The sequence below is a fragment of the Roseibaca sp. Y0-43 genome (genome assembly GCF_020667835.1).
Classification (GTDB): Bacteria; Pseudomonadota; Alphaproteobacteria; order Rhodobacterales; family Rhodobacteraceae; genus Roseinatronobacter.
Window position 1 is genome coordinate 85,284 of record NZ_JAFMPR010000009.1, and the last position, 15,531, is coordinate 100,814.

The 15,531-nt window shown below is 62.8% G+C and carries 17 protein-coding genes and 1 tRNA gene; 8 read left to right on the top strand and 10 right to left on the bottom strand.

The features are described from left to right. Positions 1-92: 92 nt before the first annotated feature. Both J1C52_RS12045 and metK read left to right on the top strand, forming a co-directional pair. Positions 93-167: transfer RNA gene (locus J1C52_RS12045), tRNA-Gln, on the top strand. 163 nt (positions 168-330) lie between these two features. Then, positions 331-1,497, top strand: a complete 1,167-nt coding sequence (metK, locus tag J1C52_RS12050) for a methionine adenosyltransferase (protein WP_227428199.1) — start codon at positions 331-333, stop codon at positions 1,495-1,497. A 71-nt stretch (positions 1,498-1,568) separates the two neighbouring features. Here the strand turns inward: metK and J1C52_RS12055 are convergent, their stop codons facing one another. The 5 genes from J1C52_RS12055 to J1C52_RS12075 are packed head-to-tail and all read right to left on the bottom strand — an operon-like array spanning position 1,569 to position 6,183. Continuing rightward, on the bottom strand, positions 1,569-2,306 hold the full coding sequence (locus J1C52_RS12055; RefSeq protein WP_227428200.1) for an SDR family NAD(P)-dependent oxidoreductase: 738 nt from the start codon (positions 2,304-2,306) through the stop codon (positions 1,569-1,571). After that, a complete protein-coding gene (locus J1C52_RS12060; RefSeq protein WP_370633266.1) occupies positions 2,303-2,863 on the bottom strand; it encodes a DUF3833 domain-containing protein in 561 nt (186 codons plus the stop codon). Before J1C52_RS12060 ends, J1C52_RS12055 begins: the two co-directional genes overlap by 4 nt. Position 2,864: 1 nt before the next feature. Next, the gene (locus J1C52_RS12065; protein ID WP_370633267.1) at positions 2,865-4,118 is read right to left on the bottom strand and encodes an MFS transporter; all 1,254 of its coding nucleotides are present in this window, start codon (positions 4,116-4,118) and stop codon (positions 2,865-2,867) included. Further along, the gene (locus J1C52_RS12070) at positions 4,115-4,885 is read right to left on the bottom strand and encodes a DUF1365 domain-containing protein (protein WP_227428201.1); all 771 of its coding nucleotides are present in this window, start codon (positions 4,883-4,885) and stop codon (positions 4,115-4,117) included. Before J1C52_RS12070 ends, J1C52_RS12065 begins: the two co-directional genes overlap by 4 nt. Continuing rightward, entirely contained in the window at positions 4,882-6,183 is a 1,302-nt protein-coding gene (locus tag J1C52_RS12075; RefSeq protein WP_227428202.1) for an NAD(P)/FAD-dependent oxidoreductase, read from the bottom strand. The genes J1C52_RS12070 and J1C52_RS12075 overlap by 4 nt, the downstream gene beginning before the upstream one ends. Before the next feature lie 303 nt (positions 6,184-6,486). Between J1C52_RS12075 and J1C52_RS12080 the strand changes: the two genes are divergently transcribed. The 3 genes from J1C52_RS12080 to J1C52_RS12090 all read left to right on the top strand — a co-directional run bounded on the left by J1C52_RS12080 (position 6,487) and on the right by J1C52_RS12090 (position 8,057). Further along, positions 6,487-6,996 (top strand): sigma-70 family RNA polymerase sigma factor, encoded by a 510-nt coding sequence (locus J1C52_RS12080; RefSeq protein ID WP_227428230.1) that lies wholly within the window; start codon positions 6,487-6,489, stop codon positions 6,994-6,996. A gap of 12 nt (positions 6,997-7,008) precedes the next feature. Continuing rightward, entirely contained in the window at positions 7,009-7,650 is a 642-nt protein-coding gene (locus J1C52_RS12085; RefSeq protein WP_227428203.1) for a ChrR family anti-sigma-E factor, read from the top strand. A 68-nt stretch (positions 7,651-7,718) separates the two neighbouring features. Continuing rightward, positions 7,719-8,057, top strand: coding sequence for a carboxymuconolactone decarboxylase family protein (locus tag J1C52_RS12090; protein WP_227428204.1), 339 nt, complete (start codon positions 7,719-7,721; stop codon positions 8,055-8,057). Positions 8,058-8,136: 79 nt separating this feature from the next. On the opposite strand, the gene J1C52_RS12095 is transcribed toward J1C52_RS12090, so the two are convergent. From J1C52_RS12095 to J1C52_RS12110, 4 genes are all read right to left on the bottom strand, one after another. Continuing rightward, entirely contained in the window at positions 8,137-9,711 is a 1,575-nt protein-coding gene (locus tag J1C52_RS12095; RefSeq protein WP_227428205.1) for a gamma-glutamyltransferase family protein, read from the bottom strand. Between the two features lie 120 nt (positions 9,712-9,831). After that, the gene (locus J1C52_RS12100) at positions 9,832-10,935 is read right to left on the bottom strand and encodes a site-specific DNA-methyltransferase (protein WP_370633268.1); all 1,104 of its coding nucleotides are present in this window, start codon (positions 10,933-10,935) and stop codon (positions 9,832-9,834) included. Between the two features lie 106 nt (positions 10,936-11,041). Beyond that, the gene (locus J1C52_RS12105; RefSeq protein ID WP_227428207.1) at positions 11,042-11,671 is read right to left on the bottom strand and encodes a ribonuclease HII; all 630 of its coding nucleotides are present in this window, start codon (positions 11,669-11,671) and stop codon (positions 11,042-11,044) included. Between the two features lie 38 nt (positions 11,672-11,709). Beyond that, on the bottom strand, positions 11,710-12,138 hold the full coding sequence (locus J1C52_RS12110; protein ID WP_227428208.1) for a hypothetical protein: 429 nt from the start codon (positions 12,136-12,138) through the stop codon (positions 11,710-11,712). A 145-nt stretch (positions 12,139-12,283) separates the two neighbouring features. Here J1C52_RS12110 and J1C52_RS12115 point away from each other — a divergent pair, with 145 nt between their 5' ends. Then, positions 12,284-12,574: a hypothetical protein gene (locus J1C52_RS12115; RefSeq protein ID WP_227428209.1), complete on the top strand. Its 291-nt coding sequence runs from the start codon at positions 12,284-12,286 to the stop codon at positions 12,572-12,574. After that, positions 12,546-13,250, top strand: a complete 705-nt coding sequence (locus tag J1C52_RS12120) for a winged helix-turn-helix domain-containing protein (RefSeq protein ID WP_227428210.1) — start codon at positions 12,546-12,548, stop codon at positions 13,248-13,250. Before J1C52_RS12115 ends, J1C52_RS12120 begins: the two co-directional genes overlap by 29 nt. Positions 13,251-13,260: 10 nt before the next feature. Here J1C52_RS12120 and J1C52_RS12125 read toward each other — a convergent pair whose 3' ends face one another. Further along, complete coding sequence (locus tag J1C52_RS12125) at positions 13,261-13,917, bottom strand: redoxin domain-containing protein (RefSeq protein WP_227428211.1); 657 nt, start codon at positions 13,915-13,917, stop codon at positions 13,261-13,263. Between the two features lie 153 nt (positions 13,918-14,070). Here J1C52_RS12125 and J1C52_RS12130 point away from each other — a divergent pair, with 153 nt between their 5' ends. Beyond that, positions 14,071-15,516: an aldehyde dehydrogenase family protein gene (locus J1C52_RS12130; RefSeq protein WP_227428212.1), complete on the top strand. Its 1,446-nt coding sequence runs from the start codon at positions 14,071-14,073 to the stop codon at positions 15,514-15,516. Positions 15,517-15,531: the final 15 nt, after the last annotated feature.

Below are 15,531 nucleotides of genomic sequence, written 5' to 3' on the forward strand. Positions count from 1 at the left end.
CCCCGGAAAAACGAGGCGCGAAATTCTTGCCGAAAAGGGCGCAGATTGTGCTTGCAGCCAATCTGCGCCTTGGCTAGAACGCCGCTCACGGTTGGGGTGTAGCCAAGCGGTAAGGCAGCGGTTTTTGGTACCGTGTACCGTAGGTTCGAATCCTACCACCCCAGCCAGTCCTTTCCCGCAAATCGCAATGACGCACCGGCGCAGGATGCCGCGCATTCGGCAATTGTGCCCCATGGTGCTTCTTGCTAAGACGGCGCGAACCCTTCCAAGCCGTCCATAGCGTGGCGATTTGCCCCGGCAGGATCGTCAGCACAGCAACGCGGAATGAACATGGCAAGACAGAACTATATCTTCACCTCAGAGTCGGTCTCTGAAGGGCATCCGGACAAGGTTTGCGACCGTATCTCGGACGCCGTGCTGGACGCATTGATCGCCGAAGAACCCAATGCCCGCGTGGCTTGCGAAACCTTCGCCACCTCTTCGTTGGTGGTCATCGGCGGCGAGGTCGGGCTGTCCGACCCCGAGCGCCTGAAGGATTACATGGGCCGCATCCCGCAAATCGCGCGCGATTGCATCAAGGATATCGGCTATGAGCAGGACAAGTTCCACTGGAACACCTGCCATGTGCTGAATTTCCTGCACGAACAATCCGCCCATATCAGCCAGGGCGTGGACCGTGACGGGGCGGGCGACCAAGGCATCATGTTCGGCTACGCGGTGGATGAGACGCCCGAACTGATGCCCGCGCCGATCCAGTACTCGCACAAGATTCTGAAGCGTCTGGCGCAGGCGCGCAAATCGGGCGAGGTGCCCAGCCTGCGCCCCGATGCCAAGACGCAGCTTTCGCTGCGCTATGAAAACGGGGTGCCGGTCGAAGTGACGCAGCTTGTGCTGTCCACGCAGCATGAAAGCGAAAGCCAGACCTCGGACGATATTCGTGCCATCGTCGAACCCTACATTCGCGAAGTGCTGCCGGCCGAATGGCTGACCGCCAAGACCGAATGGTGGGTCAACCCAACCGGCACCTTTGTCATCGGTGGCCCCGATGGCGATGCGGGCCTGACCGGTCGCAAGATTATCGTCGACACATATGGCGGCGCGGCCCCGCATGGCGGCGGCGCGTTTTCGGGCAAAGACCCGACCAAGGTGGACCGCTCTGCCGCCTATGCCGCGCGCTATCTGGCCAAGAACATCGTGGCCGCTGGCTTTGCCTCGCGGTGCACGCTGCAATTGTCCTATGCGATTGGCGTGGCCAAGCCGCTGTCGATCTATGTCGACACCCACGGCACGGGCCAAGTCGAGGAAGACGCGATCGAGCGCGCCGTTGCCCGCGCGCTGGATCTGACACCCTCGGGCATTCGCGACCATCTGGGCCTGAACCGTCCGATCTACGAGCGCACGGCGGCTTATGGCCATTTCGGGCGCGAGCCCGAAGCGGATGGCGGCTTCTCTTGGGAAAAGACCGATCTGGTCGATGTGCTGAAGAAAGAAATCTAAGGCCTGTCCCTTGAAGCAGACCAAAGGCCGCAATGCGCACCCGCGCGTTGCGGCCTTTGTTTTCGGCGACCTTATTTGCCGCCGAAGATACGGTAATAGGCCCAGTCGGGCAGGAAATTGCCGCCCCGGAAGACCAGCGAAAACAGCTTCGGAAAGGCGCGCTGGAAACTGTTCGAGCGCATGAGCGTCATCATCTCATCCGCCGCCTGATCCGGCTCCATCAGGAAGGGCATGGTGAAGTTGTTCTTGTCGGTCAGCCGCGTGCGGATGAAGCCGGGCACCGCCAGTTGCACATCGACCCCGCTGCCGCGCAGGTCGCAATGCATGGATTCGGCCAAATGCATCAACCCCGCTTTCGACGAGGCATAGCCGATCGCCCCCGGCAAACCCCGATACCCCGAGAGCGATCCGGTGATGACGATATGCCCCGATTTGCGCGCGACCATCTTAGGCACCACTTGGCCCAGCACGCGGGCCGCGCCGGTCAGGTTCACGTCGAACATGGCCTCTGTCTGCTCTGCGTCCCAGTCTTGCGCGGGGAAGGGCCAGTAGACGCCGGCCAGAAACACCAGCCCGTCCACCTCTCCAACCTGTTCCGCCGCCGCCACGACCGACGCGCGGTCCGACACATCGCAGGTCACGATCCGCGCGTCACCGGGCAGGCCATCTGCCAGCGCCTGCAAACTGTCGGCATTGCGTGCGCTTAGGACCAGCGATACGCCCGCTTTCGACAGTTTCTCGGCCAGCGCGCGGCCCAATCCTTCGGAGGCACCGACCAACCAATAGGTTTTGCCCGACAGTTTCCTCATGGGTCCACCTTGCGCATGGTGGCGACAAGCTCGGCTACCTTGATGCCGAATTTGCGGAACTGGCTGCGGTTCACGATGGTTTTGTCGTCGACCAGATACAACCAATCGGTCACGTCCAGCGCGTGCCCGCCCGCGCTTTCAGGCAGGCGGATCGTGTAGCGCAGTTGCAGCGCGCTGCCCTCGGCGGTGCCTTGGCCGTGGCCCACCAGATCATCTGCCTCGGCCCGGATGCGCCCGTCATTGCCGATGCTCAGCCGCCATTCGCGGTCTTGCACGGTGCCGCTGTCGTAGCGGAAATGCTCGGCCAGAACGCCCTTGTTGCCGTCCCAACGCCCCTCCATATCGGCAGTAAAGCGTGAACTGACACGCCCCATCGGCCCGTAGATGACGCCCTCGCAGGTCATCGGGCCGCTCAGGTGCTGGCGCAGGTCAAAGCGCGGTTCCTGCCCCGCGTAATCCTGCGGCTTCTGGGCCTGAAACCCCATGAACCGCTGGGCAAAGGCAAACAGCACAGCCATCGCGGCCATTCCCGCCAGAAATGTCACAGCAATCTCCATGTCAACTTTCCTTCAATGGGGTCAGCGCCAGCAATGCAAAAGCGCACGCTTTGAGCGCCGTCGGCACTGCGGCATAGAGCAGAATGAGCGCGCTCAGGGCCGTGTCGCTATTCTCGGCCCCTTGCTCGAACCCGGCCATGTCGAGCGTCGGGAACACGATCAGCGCCGCCAGTGCCAGCGTGGCCTTGGTGACAAAGGCCCACAGGCCGAAACCCTGCGCCGCCTCTGGCGACAGCTCTGCCATCCTGCGCGAGAAGATCGCGGGCAAAAGGGTCAGATCCGCGCCCATTCCTGCGCCGGAGATAACGCAGATGATTGCGAAGGCAATCACCTGGCCGGGCCCCAATGTCAGCACAAAGGCGAAACTGCCCGCCGCCAGCGCCATGCCCAGCAAAAGCGCCAGTTTCGCGCCCATGCGCTTGGCCAGCCACGCCCAGCCGGGCGCGCTGGCGGCGGCGGCCAGAAACAGCAGGATCAGAAGCGGCCCCTCTGCCCCGTCGGTTTGCAGCACGGATTCGGCATAGAACAGAAACAGGGTCGAGGTGATGGCCACAGGCGTTGCATTCACCAGCGCAATGGTCAACAGGCGGCGCGCGGTCGGGTCGGACAGCACATCGCGCATGGTCGGGCCAGCGGCGGACATGTCGGGTCGAAAGCGCGGCCATTCGGCCCGCATGGCAAAACCCGCAACAAGCGCCACAAGCAAGAAACCCAGCGCGAAGCCGGTAAACGGCGCGGGCAACACGCCTTCCAACGCGACCGGTGCGGCAGCGGCAAGACACACCCCCACCAGCGCCCCGCTTTCGCGCCACGCCGCCAGCCGCACATGCCCGCCCTGCCCCAGCGTGGCCCCGCGCGCGGCCCCCGTGGCGTAAAAGCAGATGGTCAGAAAGGAATAGCAGGTGAACAGAACCGTGATCGCGATGGCGAACCACGCCAGCGGCCAGAACTGCGGTGTGACGGCGAAGAGCATGACCATCGCGCCCGACAAAAGCAGCACGGCCAAGGCGGTCGCCTGCCCGCGCCATGCGCCAAGACGGGCGGCCAGCCAGCCCAGCGCCGGATCTTGCAAGAAGTCCAGCCCGCGCAACACGAATAACACCGTGCCAAGCGCCGCGAGGGAGACGGCATATTCCTCGACATAATAAAACGGCGCGTGAATATAGATCGGCAAGCCCGCCATGGCCAACATGCCGCCATAAAGCGAATAGCCCCAGAAGCGGGGCGTTTGGCCTATAGCGGCGGCTTGGGTCACTGGCTGACCTCTTCCACCGGGGGCGTGGGGCGGTTGCGGAAGCGCGCGCCTTTCCACCACAGTTTCAGCGCCTGCCAATGGATCAGCGCCAGCACCCGGCGCGAGCCCATGCGCCGCGCCATCGCCCAGACAATCGCCCTATTCCCCAAGGGTTTGCGCGCGCCCGTCAGCGTGGCGACCAGTCCCGCATTCTCGGCCTCGGCATCTTGGCGGTAGCCGATGCGGATGTTTACCTTCGCTGCCGTCACTTCGACATGAAAGCTGTAATCGCCTTCGACCGGCTGGAAGGGCGAGACGTAGAAAATCTTGCGCGCCTGCAATTCATCCGTGGGCTGGATGGCAGAGCGGTCGGACTTGACACACAGATAGGAATGGCGGTCGCCATAGGTGTTGTTCACCTCGGCGATCATGGCGCGCAGATCGCCGCCCGCGTCATGGCACAGCCAGAAGCTGACCGGGTTGAACAAATGGCCCAGCACACGCGGTTGCGTCAGCAGCAGCAATTGCCCATCGGTCACACCTTCCAACTGATGCGCCGCCAACACCTCGCGCACCCAAGCCGCGCCACGGCCCTGCCCCGGCAGGCCGCCATGATCGCGGTCTGACAGGCTGGCCAGATTGCGGCCATTGCGCGACAAAAGTGCCGGGGTTTGCAGCTCTGCCTCGGCATCGAACAGCACGTAATCCACGGCATAGGTGAAGCGGTTATTCACCGGGCCGCGCCGCCCGTGAAAGGTCTGGCCCGCGATATGCTCGACCGCGCTCATGCCACGTCTGCCAGCTTGCGCGCGCGGGCCTCCATGGCGCGGGCGACATCGACCGCGGATTTGAACCCGTCCTCGTGAAAGCCGCTATGCAGCCACGCGCCGCTGAACCATGTGCGGTTCATCCCGTTCATCTTGCGCACCGCGCCCTGCGCGTCCAGCGCCGCCGCGTCATAGACCGGGTGGGCAAAGCTGTAGGTGTCATAGATACACTCTTCCCGCACCGGGTGGTTCGCGTTCAGCGTCACGAACATCGGGTCATCCTTGGGGATGGGCTGAAGCGAGTTCATCCAGTAGCTGAGCGAGATGCGCGCGCGGTCTTCCGGCCCGCGTTCGGTATAGGCCCAGCTTGACCATGTCTTGCGCCGCTTGGGCATGAAATCGGTGTCGCAATGAAGCACCGCGTCATTGCTCTGGTAGCGGACCGCAGACAGCGCGCGGCGCTCGGCCTCTGTCGGGTCGGCCAGCAGACGCAGGGTGATGTCGGAATGCGTGGCGAAGATCACCTCGTCGAAGCGCTCGGCCTCTGCCCCTTCGGCCTTGATCTGCACACCATCCACCCCGCGCGTCACCGACTGCACAGGTGTTCCGCTGCGCAGATTGACGCCCGCACGCTCAAGATAAGCCGTCAGGCGGCGCACATACTCGACCGATCCGCCGCGCACGGTATGCCACTGGTGCTGGCCCGTGGCGCTCAGCAGCGCGTGGTTGCGGAAAAACTCCATCATCGCCACGGCAGGAAAATCGAGGATCTTCGCCGTCGGCGTGGACCAGATCGCCCCGGAAAACGGCAGGATATAGCGCTCTCGGAACCATTCGCCCGTGCCAAGGCGTTCCAGCAGCCCGCCTATGCTCAGGCTTGGGTCGGCTTGCGCAACCCGCAGCCCGTGCTTGTTGAAATGCAGAATGTCGCGGATCATCCGCAGATGGCGCGGGTCCAGCGCCGCGCGCCGCGTGGCGAACAACTGATCCAGATTGCCAAGCCCATATTCATAGCGCCCGCCCTCGAAAGAGGCGCAAAAGCTCATGTCAGAGGGCGCGGTCGGCACCTCTAGCTTCTCGAACAGCGCGGTCAGATTGGGGTAATTCACATGGTTGAACACGATGAACCCGGTATCGACTGGCTGATCGCCGCGCTTGCCCGCAATCACGGTGCGCGCATGGCCACCAAGGCGCGGCTCCGCCTCGAACAAGGTCACGCGATGGCGCTGCGACATCAGATAAGCGCCTGCCAGCCCCGAAATGCCCCCGCCGATAATTGCAATGCGCCGCGCAGGCATGTCGATCATTTCAAAGGGCATGGTGTCTCCGTTTCTTGACAGTGTTGGACGCCCGACCAAGGCATCGAAAGTATTACGCAAGGGGGCAACGCCCGGATCAAAGGTAAAAACATCTCATTTCTGTGCATATTTTTTGATCCAGCTGTGCGCAAATACCGTATGTCAGGTATGATGGACAGTATCCAGCCTCTCATCGTGTCTCGACACACGCAGGTCTTGCACCATATGGTGCAGGAAAAGCGGCCCTTTTGGGCCGTGATGGCAGGGCTGAACAGCGTGAGCAGAAAGACAACCGCAGCAACAAGCGACACCGATTGGGGCGATATGCTGCGCCGCGTGGCACAGACACAGGATAGCGAGGCATTCGCCGCGCTATTTGCCCATTTCGGGCCGCGGGTGAAGGGTTACTTGATGAAATCGGGCGCGGATGCCGCAAGCGCCGAGGAATGCGCGCAAGACGTGATGGTGACGGTCTGGCGCAAGGCCGACCAGTTCAACCCGGCGCGCGCCTCTGCCGCGACATGGATCTTCACCATCGCGCGGAACCGCCGGATCGACATGTTGCGGCGCGACAAGCGCCCCGAACCCGAAGACCTGCCTTGGGGGCCGGAAGCGGAACCCGACCAGGAGGACGCGATGGCGCTGCAACAGGAAAGCGAACAGCTTGCCGCAGCGCTTCAAGAGCTGCCCGAAGCACAACGCAGCATGATCGAGCGGGCCTATTTCAACGACCTGTCACATAGCGAGATCGCCGATGCGACGGGCCTGCCCCTTGGCACGATCAAATCCCGGATCCGACTGGCGCTCGAAAGGCTGCGCCACAGCTTGAACTAGAAAGACACGACCATGATCACGCATCACCTGAACGACAAATTGTTGATGGCCTATTCGGCGGGCAGCCTGCCCGAGGCCTTCAACCTTGTGGTCGCCACGCATATTTCCATCTGCGACGAGTGCCGCGCGCGGCTTGCCAGCTTCGATGCCATTGGCGGCGCGCTGCTGGACCAAGACGACAGCGCAGAGATGGGCGCACAATCGCTTTCGACCGTGATGGCGCGCATCAAGACGGCCGGACCGGTTGCGAAAGAGAAACCGCAAACGCGCGACGCCGTTCTGCCCGCGCCCTTGGTCGCGGCCATCGGCGGCGGGCTGGACAAGGTGCAATGGCGCGCGGTCGGCGGTGGCGTGCGGCAGGCCATTCTGAAAACCTCTGACAAGGCCACAGCGCGGCTTTTGCACATCCCCGGCGGCGTCGCGGTGCCCGATCACGGCCACCAGGGGCTGGAGCTGACACTGGTGCTGCAAGGCGCGTTTCGCGACGAAGACGGACGTTTCGGGCGCGGCGATATAGAGATCGCATCGGAAGAGGTCGAACATACCCCGGTGGCAGAGCCGGGCATGGACTGCATTTGCCTGGCCGCGACCGACGCGCCGCTGAAATTCCGCTCTATCCTGCCGCGCCTGGCGCAACCCTTCCTACGGATTTGACGCATATCAAGGTCATCTATCCGCTTCGGCCCTAGAGACGGAACCTGTATCAACGACAGGACCGTCCCATGAACTATCCCGATTTCATCAACGCAACCCGCGACCAGAGCCGCGCGTTGTTCAAGACCATCCCTGACACGATGAAAGGCTTTGGCACCTTGTCCAAGGCCGCCAAGGAAAGCCCCGCCATTGGGGTGAAGGAAAAGGAATACGTGGCGCTGGGTATCGCGGTCGCGGTGCGCTGCGAGCCGTGCATCGCCTTTCATGTCGAAGCGCTGATGAAGGCCGGGGCCACGCGCGAAGAACTGGGCGATGTGCTGGCCATGTGCATCCAGATGGGCGGCGGGCCTGCCGTGATGTATGCCGGCAAGGCACTCGATTGCTGGGATCAGCTTGCCGCGGCTTGACCTGATTGCGCGGCTGCGCCGCAAGACGATATGTCACGCCCTGCCTTGCGGCAGGGCGTTCCGGTTTCAGGCACTTGGGTCAATAGCCCAAGGCACACCCATCCTTGCGCGGGTCTGATGCCCCCTCCAGAATCCCGCTGTCATGAATACGAATGGCTTGTGCGCCGCCGCGCGGACCGGGCGACGGGATGATCTGGTGCCCCAGATCGGCCAGTGCTTGCGCGGTTGCGCTTGGATAACCGGTTTCCAGCGACAATGTGCCATTTTCAGCGAAAGCGCGCGGCGCATCAAGCGCGGCTTGCAGCTCCATCCCGTAATCGCGCAGGTTGGTAACGACACGCGCATGGCCCACGGGCTGGTATGGCCCGCCCATAACGCCAAAGGGCATGGTGATGCGCCCGCCCTCGCCCAGCATGGCCGGAATGATCGTGTGCATGGGTCGCTTGCCGCCCTTCAGCTCGTTCGGGTGCCCTTCGGCCAGGGTAAAGCCCGCGCCCCGGTTCTGGAATAGGATGCCGAATCTGTCCGACGCAAGCCCCGCGCCGAAACTGTGAAAGATGGAATAGATCAGCGACACCGCCATGCGGTCCCGGTCGACCACGGTGATATAGACGGTATCGCGATGGATGGCTTCGGTCAGGGGGGCCACATCTGGCAAAACGCGGCGCGGGTCGATCAGCGCGGCCAGTTTCGCGGCCGTCTCTGGCGCCAGCATATGCGCCAGCCGCGTGGTATGGTCCGGATCGCCGATAAAGCGGTTGCGGGCGTCATAGGCAAGTTTCGTCGCCTCTGCTTCCAGATGCGCGCGCTCCGACCCAAGCGGGTCGAGGCTGCCCAGATCGAAATGTTCCAAAATGTTCAGGATCAAGCTGGCAACCGCCCCGGTTCCATTGGGCGCATGTTCGAAAAGGTCAAGCCCGCGGTATTGGCTCTGGATCGGGTCGCCATAGGTGCAGCGGGTGGCAGCCAGATCGTCCAGCGTGTGAACACCGCCCATGGCGCGCAGGCTGTCGATCATGTCTTGGGCGACCTCGCCCTCGTAGAAGCCCGCGCGCCCCTTTTGCGCGACACGGCGCAGCACCTCGGCCTGCCCCGGCGCGCGGAACAGCTGGCCCATGCGCAAGGGCGTGTCATCGGACATGTAGAAACGGCGCGCGGCACCGCGCACATGGTCGGGCTGGCCCCAGTCATGGGCTACGCGCGGCGCGACCGGAATGCCGGTTTCGGCATAATGGATCGCGGGGGCAAGGGTTTGCGCCATGTCCAGCTTGCCCCAATCGGCGCTGAGCGTGCAAAACGCGTCGATCGCACCGGGCAAGCTGACCGCTTCGGGACCATGCACCGGCACCGAACCCATCCCCCGCGCGCGCAGATCGGCGGCATCCAGCGCCGCCGGCGCGCGGCCAGAGCCGTTGAGCGTGACGATCCGCTCTTCGCCTGCCGGTTTCAACAAAACAAAGCAATCGCCGCCGATGCCGGTCATCTGCGGCTCACAAAGGCCCAGCAGCACGGCGGCACCAATCGCGGCATCGACCGCGTTCCCGCCCTGCTGCAACAGGTCCAGCGCGACCTTGGCGGCCAGCGGGTGCGAGGTGGCACACATGCCTTCGGTCGCAAAGACCGCCGAGCGGCCCGGTGTTTCAAAATCGCGCATGATCCCTCCTGAATGCTACGCGGAACCTAGCCTGCCCCGCGCAGAAAAAAACCCCGCCTTTTCAGGCGGGGTAGAGTGGGCGCCCCGGCGGGTAACACAGGGCACCGGCGGTAACTGGGATCAATCGTGCATCTCGGCCCGGATTTGCTGGCGCAAGATGTCGATGGGAATGAGTTTGCCGTCACGCTTGAACTGCCAATAGGTCCAACCGTTGCAAGAAGGCGCGCCTTCCAGCGCCGCTCCGACCTGGTGGATCGACCCGCGATGTTCTGCGCTGACAAGCGAGCCATCGACACGCAGCTTCGCCGCCTGCCCGCGCGGATTGACCAGCACTTCGCCGGGACGCAGCAGGCCGCGTTCGACCAGCGTGCCAAAGGCCACACGCGGCTGCGCGCGTTTCGAGACCGTGGTTTCCAGCGCCGCACCATCCAGCGGGCGCACTTGGCCAAGACGTTTCGCGGCAACCTTGCGGTAGCTTTCCTCACGCTCGATGCCGATATAGTTGCGGCCCAGAAGCTTGGCGACCGCGCCCGTGGTGCCTGTGCCGAAGAACGGGTCCAGAACCACGTCGCCGGGGTTCGTGGTGCCGACCAGCACGCGGTGCAACAGGGATTCGGGCTTTTGCGTGGGATGGGCTTTCTCGCCGTTTTCGTCCTTCAGGCGTTCATGGCCCGAACAAATCGGCAGCACCCAGTCAGAGCGCATCTGCACGCCTTCGTTCAGCTCTTTCAACGCTTCATAGTTGAAGGTGTATTTCGCCCCTTCGGATTTCGACGCCCAGATCATCGTCTCATGCGCGTTGGTCAGGCGTTTGCCGCGAAAATTGGGCATGGGGTTCGACTTGCGCCAGACCACATCGTTCAACAGCCAAAAGCCTTGGTCTTGAAGCGCGGTGCCGACGCGGAAAATATTGTGATACGATCCGATCACCCAGATCGCGCCATTCGGTTTCAGCAGGCGGCGCGCGGCGGCCAGCCACTCGCGGGTGAACTGGTCATAGGCCTTGAAGCTGTCGAACTGGTCCCAAGCGTCGTCCACAGCATCGACACGGCTGTTGTCGGGGCGGTGCAGATCGCCGCGCAATTGCAGGTTATAGGGCGGGTCGGCAAAGATCAGGTCGATGCTGGCCTCTGGCAGGCCATTCATCACCTCTATGCAATCGCCATCCAGAATCTGGTTCAGGGGGAGCATGGCTGCACCCTTCGCTATATCTTTGACTGCCATCTGTGCCTCTGCATCCACGCTTTGTGCGTGTGTTGTTAAGGGCAGGATGAGTCATGCGATTCGTTTCGTCAATTTCATTTTGAATCAGCGCTTTAAAAAACTTTCTTCACGTAGAATCCGAACACAAGATTTTGCGTATCGGCTTGAAAGAGCGTCTATGCTCTGGGGTTGGGCCCAAATTGGCTATGGCATTTAGGTGACACTTGGTCGGGTATCCGGCGTTCCGTTCCCATCCATAACCGGGGTAGCTTTGCGCCAGATCGGCCATGATCGCGTCGCGCGCGGTCTTGGCGATGATCGAGGCCGCCGCGATCGACATGCACCGCCCGTCGCCTTTGACCACGGCCTGCGCCGGGCATGGCAGGTCTTTTGGCAGGCGGTTGCCGTCGATCAGTATATGATCGGGCGGCATCGCAAGCGCATCAATCGCGCGGCGCATGGCGAGGAACGTCGCTTGCAGGATGTTGATCTGGTCAATCTCTGCCGGGGTGGCATGGCCGATGCCCACATCGGCATGGGCGCGGATATGGCCAACCAATGCATCGCGCGCGCGGGCGGACAGGCGCTTGGAATCGCGCAACCCCTCGGGCAGATGCGCCGGGTCCAGCCAGACCGCCGCCGCCGTGACGGGGCCGCAAAGTGGGCCGCGCCCGACCTCGTCCACACCGACAACACGGCGAGCGCCCTGCGACATGGCAAGGCGCTCGAATTCGAAATCCGGGACGGGCGTGGGCATGGCAGAGTTAATCCATGACCACAGCCCGATTGCAAGGCTTAGCCCCGCACATATCCTTGGCGGCTCAGACAGCGTGCGCCATAGATTGCGCCTTTCCAGTGGCCAACCACGCATTGGCTAGGCAGATGCGTCAGTCCGGCGCGGTTCAGGCACCGTTCGCGGTAGCCGTTGCGCTCACGGCCCCCAGATTGCAGCGACACTTCGCACCGATGCGGCAAAACCACAGCCCTGCGATGTCGCGGCGCCTCGGGCCGCGCGTGGCGCGGAGGCTGGTAATGTTGCTGCGGCGCGGGGCGGTGCTTGCTTTCGGCGTGCACGGCACCCGCTATAATGGCGAGGGCGGCAGCGCCGAACAGAAGCTTCGCGGCATCGTCAGAGGCGCGCGCAGGCGCGGCGCTGGTCGCAACCAGACCAACGGATAGCGCAACGGCACAGGCGGCAGAGGTGAGACGAGAAAACATGTGCATTGTCAGGCTCCTTTCAGGCAAATCCTCCAACCACGCTCGCCGCACGGGGCTTGGACAAGCAATAGCGGCACCGTGTTATCGGATAGCAGAGGCCCGAAAGCGCAGAGTCATTGCCTAGCAAGGCGGTCGGTGCGACTGTTGTGGCATGAAACGCATATTGACCCTCTCCGCCGCCCTGTTGCTGGCGCTTGCGACGCAAGCCTCGGCACAATGCTACGCGGATTACAAAGCCAAACAGGACAATCCGCTGCGGCTGCAATACGGGCTGATCGAATTGCCGGCATCGGCCTGCGGGTCGATTGACGCGGCAACCGCTTATGCCGCGCCGGTGATCGCAGGTTCGGGCTGGACCTTGTTGCAGATCGAATCCTTCCTGACAGAAGCCCAGTTTAATGCAAGGAGAGCCGATGCCGGTGCCATCCATCTCCGCCGCTGACCTGACACGGCACGGCAGCCGTGCACTGATCCTTGGGATCGGGGCGATCGTCGCGGTGCTGGCGCTGACGGCGGTGCTGCTGTTTCTGAACCTGCCCGACGCCAACGCGTTCAACGCGCGGGTCGAACGGGTTTTCGTGGAAAACGCCGATCTGACCACGGGGGCCGAAATCAAGCTGTTGGAGATCCTCGCCCAGTCGGGCACCGCGTTTTCCGAAACGCTGGTCAGCTACCGGATCGTGATCTTCGTGCTGTTGGTCTTCGCCACGGGCCTGCTGGTGACGTCGCTGTTCATGGTTGTCACGCTGGTCGTGCTGAACCGCCGGTTGGCGATGGTGGAAAAACAGGGTTTGCAAGTGTCGTCGCTGCTGATTGACCGGGCCACGAATACGGTAGGGATCAACGATATGGAGTTTCGGCTGACACCCGCAGCGGTCGAAACACTCGCCGTGCTGGCCGAGGCGCGGCTGGATGACGATATGCTGACGGGTGCGGCCATAGAGGCCGTCATCTCTGGCCGCTCAGAAGCCGATTGCGACGAGGCGGCGGGGGCTACGCGCATCAAGCGCTTGCGCGATGCGCTTGGAAACCAGCTGATTAGCGAGGTTCTGGTGAAAAACGTCGCGCGCCAAGGCTATATGCTGGCCATTGACGCGCGGGTTATTGATCTGCGTTAGGCAGGCGGTCTTAGACCGCCGATGCCTTCACCTTGCGCAGGTAGGGCAGAACCACCTCGACCTCGCCGAATTTCTCGCGGGCAGCGTCGGTGTCCAGCGCCAGACCGACGATCATGTCGTCACCGGCTTCCCAGTTCGCGGGGGTGGCCAGCGGCTTGCCCTTGGTCGCGATGATCGCGTCCAGAGCGCGCAGGATCTCGGCAAAGTTGCGGCCCACCGACATCGGGTAGATCAGCGCCAGTTCCAGCTTCTTGTCCGGCCCGATGATGAAGGTCGTGCGCACGGTCGCGGAATCGTTCGCGGTGCGGCCATCGGGCAGGTAGGCATCGGCGGGCAGCATGTCGTAGAGCTTTGCAATTTCCAACTTGTCATCGGCAAAAATCGGGAAATTCAGCGGGCTGCCTGACACTTTCTCGACATCTGCCTTCCATTGCAGGTGCTCTTCCACCGGGTCGATGGACACACCGGCGATCTTGCAATTGCGCTTGGCGAATTCGCCCGCCATCGCAGCGGCGGCACCGAATTCGGTCGTGCAAACCGGGGTGAAATCCTTGGGGTGGCTGAACAGAATGGCGTAGCTGTCGCCGATCCACTCGTGGAAATCCAGCGTGCCTTCGGTGCTGTCCGCGGTGAAGTTGGGCACGATGTCGTTGATGCGCAGTGTCATAGTCTCTCCGATTGCTATCGACGCATGAGTCGCGTCGTTTTAGAACTGTTCCAAACATCACATTCAAACATCGCATTTTGAATGCGACATTTCGACCACCCTTGCAGGCGGTGCGGCACGGTGCAACAGTGCCGCCAAATACAGGAGGTTCGGATGCAGGACAAACGGCAATTCTACATCAATGGCGCTTGGGTCGCCCCAAAGGCCGGCACTGATCTGGACGTGATCGACCCCTCGACCGAAGAGGTCTGCGCCGTCATTTCGCTGGGCGGGCAGGCCGATACTGATGCCGCCGTGGCCGCAGCAAAAGCCGCCCTTCCCGGCTGGATGCACAGCGACCCAGCCCTGCGCTTGGCGGCGGTCGAGCGCATCCTCGCGCTTTACCAGGACCATGCCGACGCACTTGCCCAAGCGATGAGCCTTGAGATGGGCGCGCCGATGGATCTGGCACGCGGCTCGCAATATGGCGCGGGCGAATTCCACATTCGCAATTTCATCCGCGCCTTCGAGCAGGTCGAATTCAACGCCCCCTTGGGCGACCACGCCCCCGACACACGCATCATCCGCGAAGCGGTGGGCGTCTGCGCGCTGATTACACCGTGGAACTGGCCGATGAACCAGATCACCCTGAAGGTGATCCCGGCCCTGCTGGCAGGCTGCACGATGGTGCTGAAACCGTCGGAAATCGCCCCCCTCTCCGCGCATGTCTGGGCAGAGATCATGGACAAGGCCGACCTGCCGCCGGGCGTGTTCAACATGGTCAATGGCGACGGGCCGGGCGTGGGCTCTCAGCTATCGGGGCACAGGGATGTGGACATGGTCAGCTTTACCGGGTCAACCCGCGCGGGCATTGCCATATCCAAGAACGCCGCCGACACGCTGAAGCGTGTGCATCTGGAACTGGGCGGCAAGGGGGCAAATATCATTTTCGCCGATGCCGATGACAAGGCGGTAAAACGGGGCGTTCAGCATTGCTTCCAGAACACCGGGCAATCCTGCAACGCGCCCACGCGGATGCTGGTTGAGCGCAGCTTTTACGAGCAGGCCGTCGAACAGGCCGCAGAGGTTGCGCAGGCCACGCAGGTTGGCCCCGCCAGCCAGTCTGGCCGCCATATCGGGCCACTGGTCAGTGCGGCGCAATATGACAAGGTGCAAGCGCTGATCGAAACCGGCATCTCAGAGGGCGCGCGGCTGGTTGCGGGCGGATTGGGCCGTCCCGAAGGCATCAACCGGGGCTATTTCGTCCGCCCCACGGTTTTCGCCGATGTGACCCCCGACATGACCATCGCGCGCGAGGAAATCTTTGGCCCGGTTCTGTCGATCATGCCCTTCGACACCGAGGATCAGGCCATCGCCATCGCAAATGATACCCCTTACGGCCTGACGAACTATGTTCAGAGCCAAGACGGGGCGCGCTGCAACCGCATGGCGCGTCAATTGCGCGCGGGCATGGTCGAGATGAACGGCAAATCGCGCGGCGCGGGTGCGCCTTTTGGCGGCATGAAGCAATCCGGCAATGGCCGCGAGGGCGGCATCTGGGGGATCGAGGATTTTCTGGAGATCAAGGCCGTCGCGGGCTGGGATATGTCCGCCGAATAACCCAGCGGGCCCATG

What these genes read in the sequence shown, in the direction of transcription:
- metK (WP_227428199.1), top strand. Translation starts at nt 331, where the DNA reads ATGGCAAGACAGAACTATATCTTCACCTCAGAGTCGGTCTCTGAAGGG.
- J1C52_RS12055 (WP_227428200.1), bottom strand. Translation starts at nt 2,306, where the DNA reads ATGAGGAAACTGTCGGGCAAAACCTATTGGTTGGTCGGTGCCTCCGAA.
- J1C52_RS12060 (WP_370633266.1), bottom strand. Translation starts at nt 2,863, where the DNA reads ATGGAGATTGCTGTGACATTTCTGGCGGGAATGGCCGCGATGGCTGTG.
- J1C52_RS12070 (WP_227428201.1), bottom strand. Translation starts at nt 4,885, where the DNA reads ATGAGCGCGGTCGAGCATATCGCGGGCCAGACCTTTCACGGGCGGCGC.
- J1C52_RS12075 (WP_227428202.1), bottom strand. Translation starts at nt 6,183, where the DNA reads ATGCCCTTTGAAATGATCGACATGCCTGCGCGGCGCATTGCAATTATC.
- J1C52_RS12080 (WP_227428230.1), top strand. Translation starts at nt 6,487, where the DNA reads ATGCTGCGCCGCGTGGCACAGACACAGGATAGCGAGGCATTCGCCGCG.
- J1C52_RS12085 (WP_227428203.1), top strand. Translation starts at nt 7,009, where the DNA reads ATGATCACGCATCACCTGAACGACAAATTGTTGATGGCCTATTCGGCG.
- J1C52_RS12090 (WP_227428204.1), top strand. Translation starts at nt 7,719, where the DNA reads ATGAACTATCCCGATTTCATCAACGCAACCCGCGACCAGAGCCGCGCG.
- J1C52_RS12095 (WP_227428205.1), bottom strand. Translation starts at nt 9,711, where the DNA reads ATGCGCGATTTTGAAACACCGGGCCGCTCGGCGGTCTTTGCGACCGAA.
- J1C52_RS12100 (WP_370633268.1), bottom strand. Translation starts at nt 10,935, where the DNA reads ATGGCAGTCAAAGATATAGCGAAGGGTGCAGCCATGCTCCCCCTGAAC.
- J1C52_RS12105 (WP_227428207.1), bottom strand. Translation starts at nt 11,671, where the DNA reads ATGCCCACGCCCGTCCCGGATTTCGAATTCGAGCGCCTTGCCATGTCG.
- J1C52_RS12110 (WP_227428208.1), bottom strand. Translation starts at nt 12,138, where the DNA reads ATGCACATGTTTTCTCGTCTCACCTCTGCCGCCTGTGCCGTTGCGCTA.
- J1C52_RS12115 (WP_227428209.1), top strand. Translation starts at nt 12,284, where the DNA reads ATGAAACGCATATTGACCCTCTCCGCCGCCCTGTTGCTGGCGCTTGCG.
- J1C52_RS12120 (WP_227428210.1), top strand. Translation starts at nt 12,546, where the DNA reads ATGCCGGTGCCATCCATCTCCGCCGCTGACCTGACACGGCACGGCAGC.
- J1C52_RS12125 (WP_227428211.1), bottom strand. Translation starts at nt 13,917, where the DNA reads ATGACACTGCGCATCAACGACATCGTGCCCAACTTCACCGCGGACAGC.
- J1C52_RS12130 (WP_227428212.1), top strand. Translation starts at nt 14,071, where the DNA reads ATGCAGGACAAACGGCAATTCTACATCAATGGCGCTTGGGTCGCCCCA.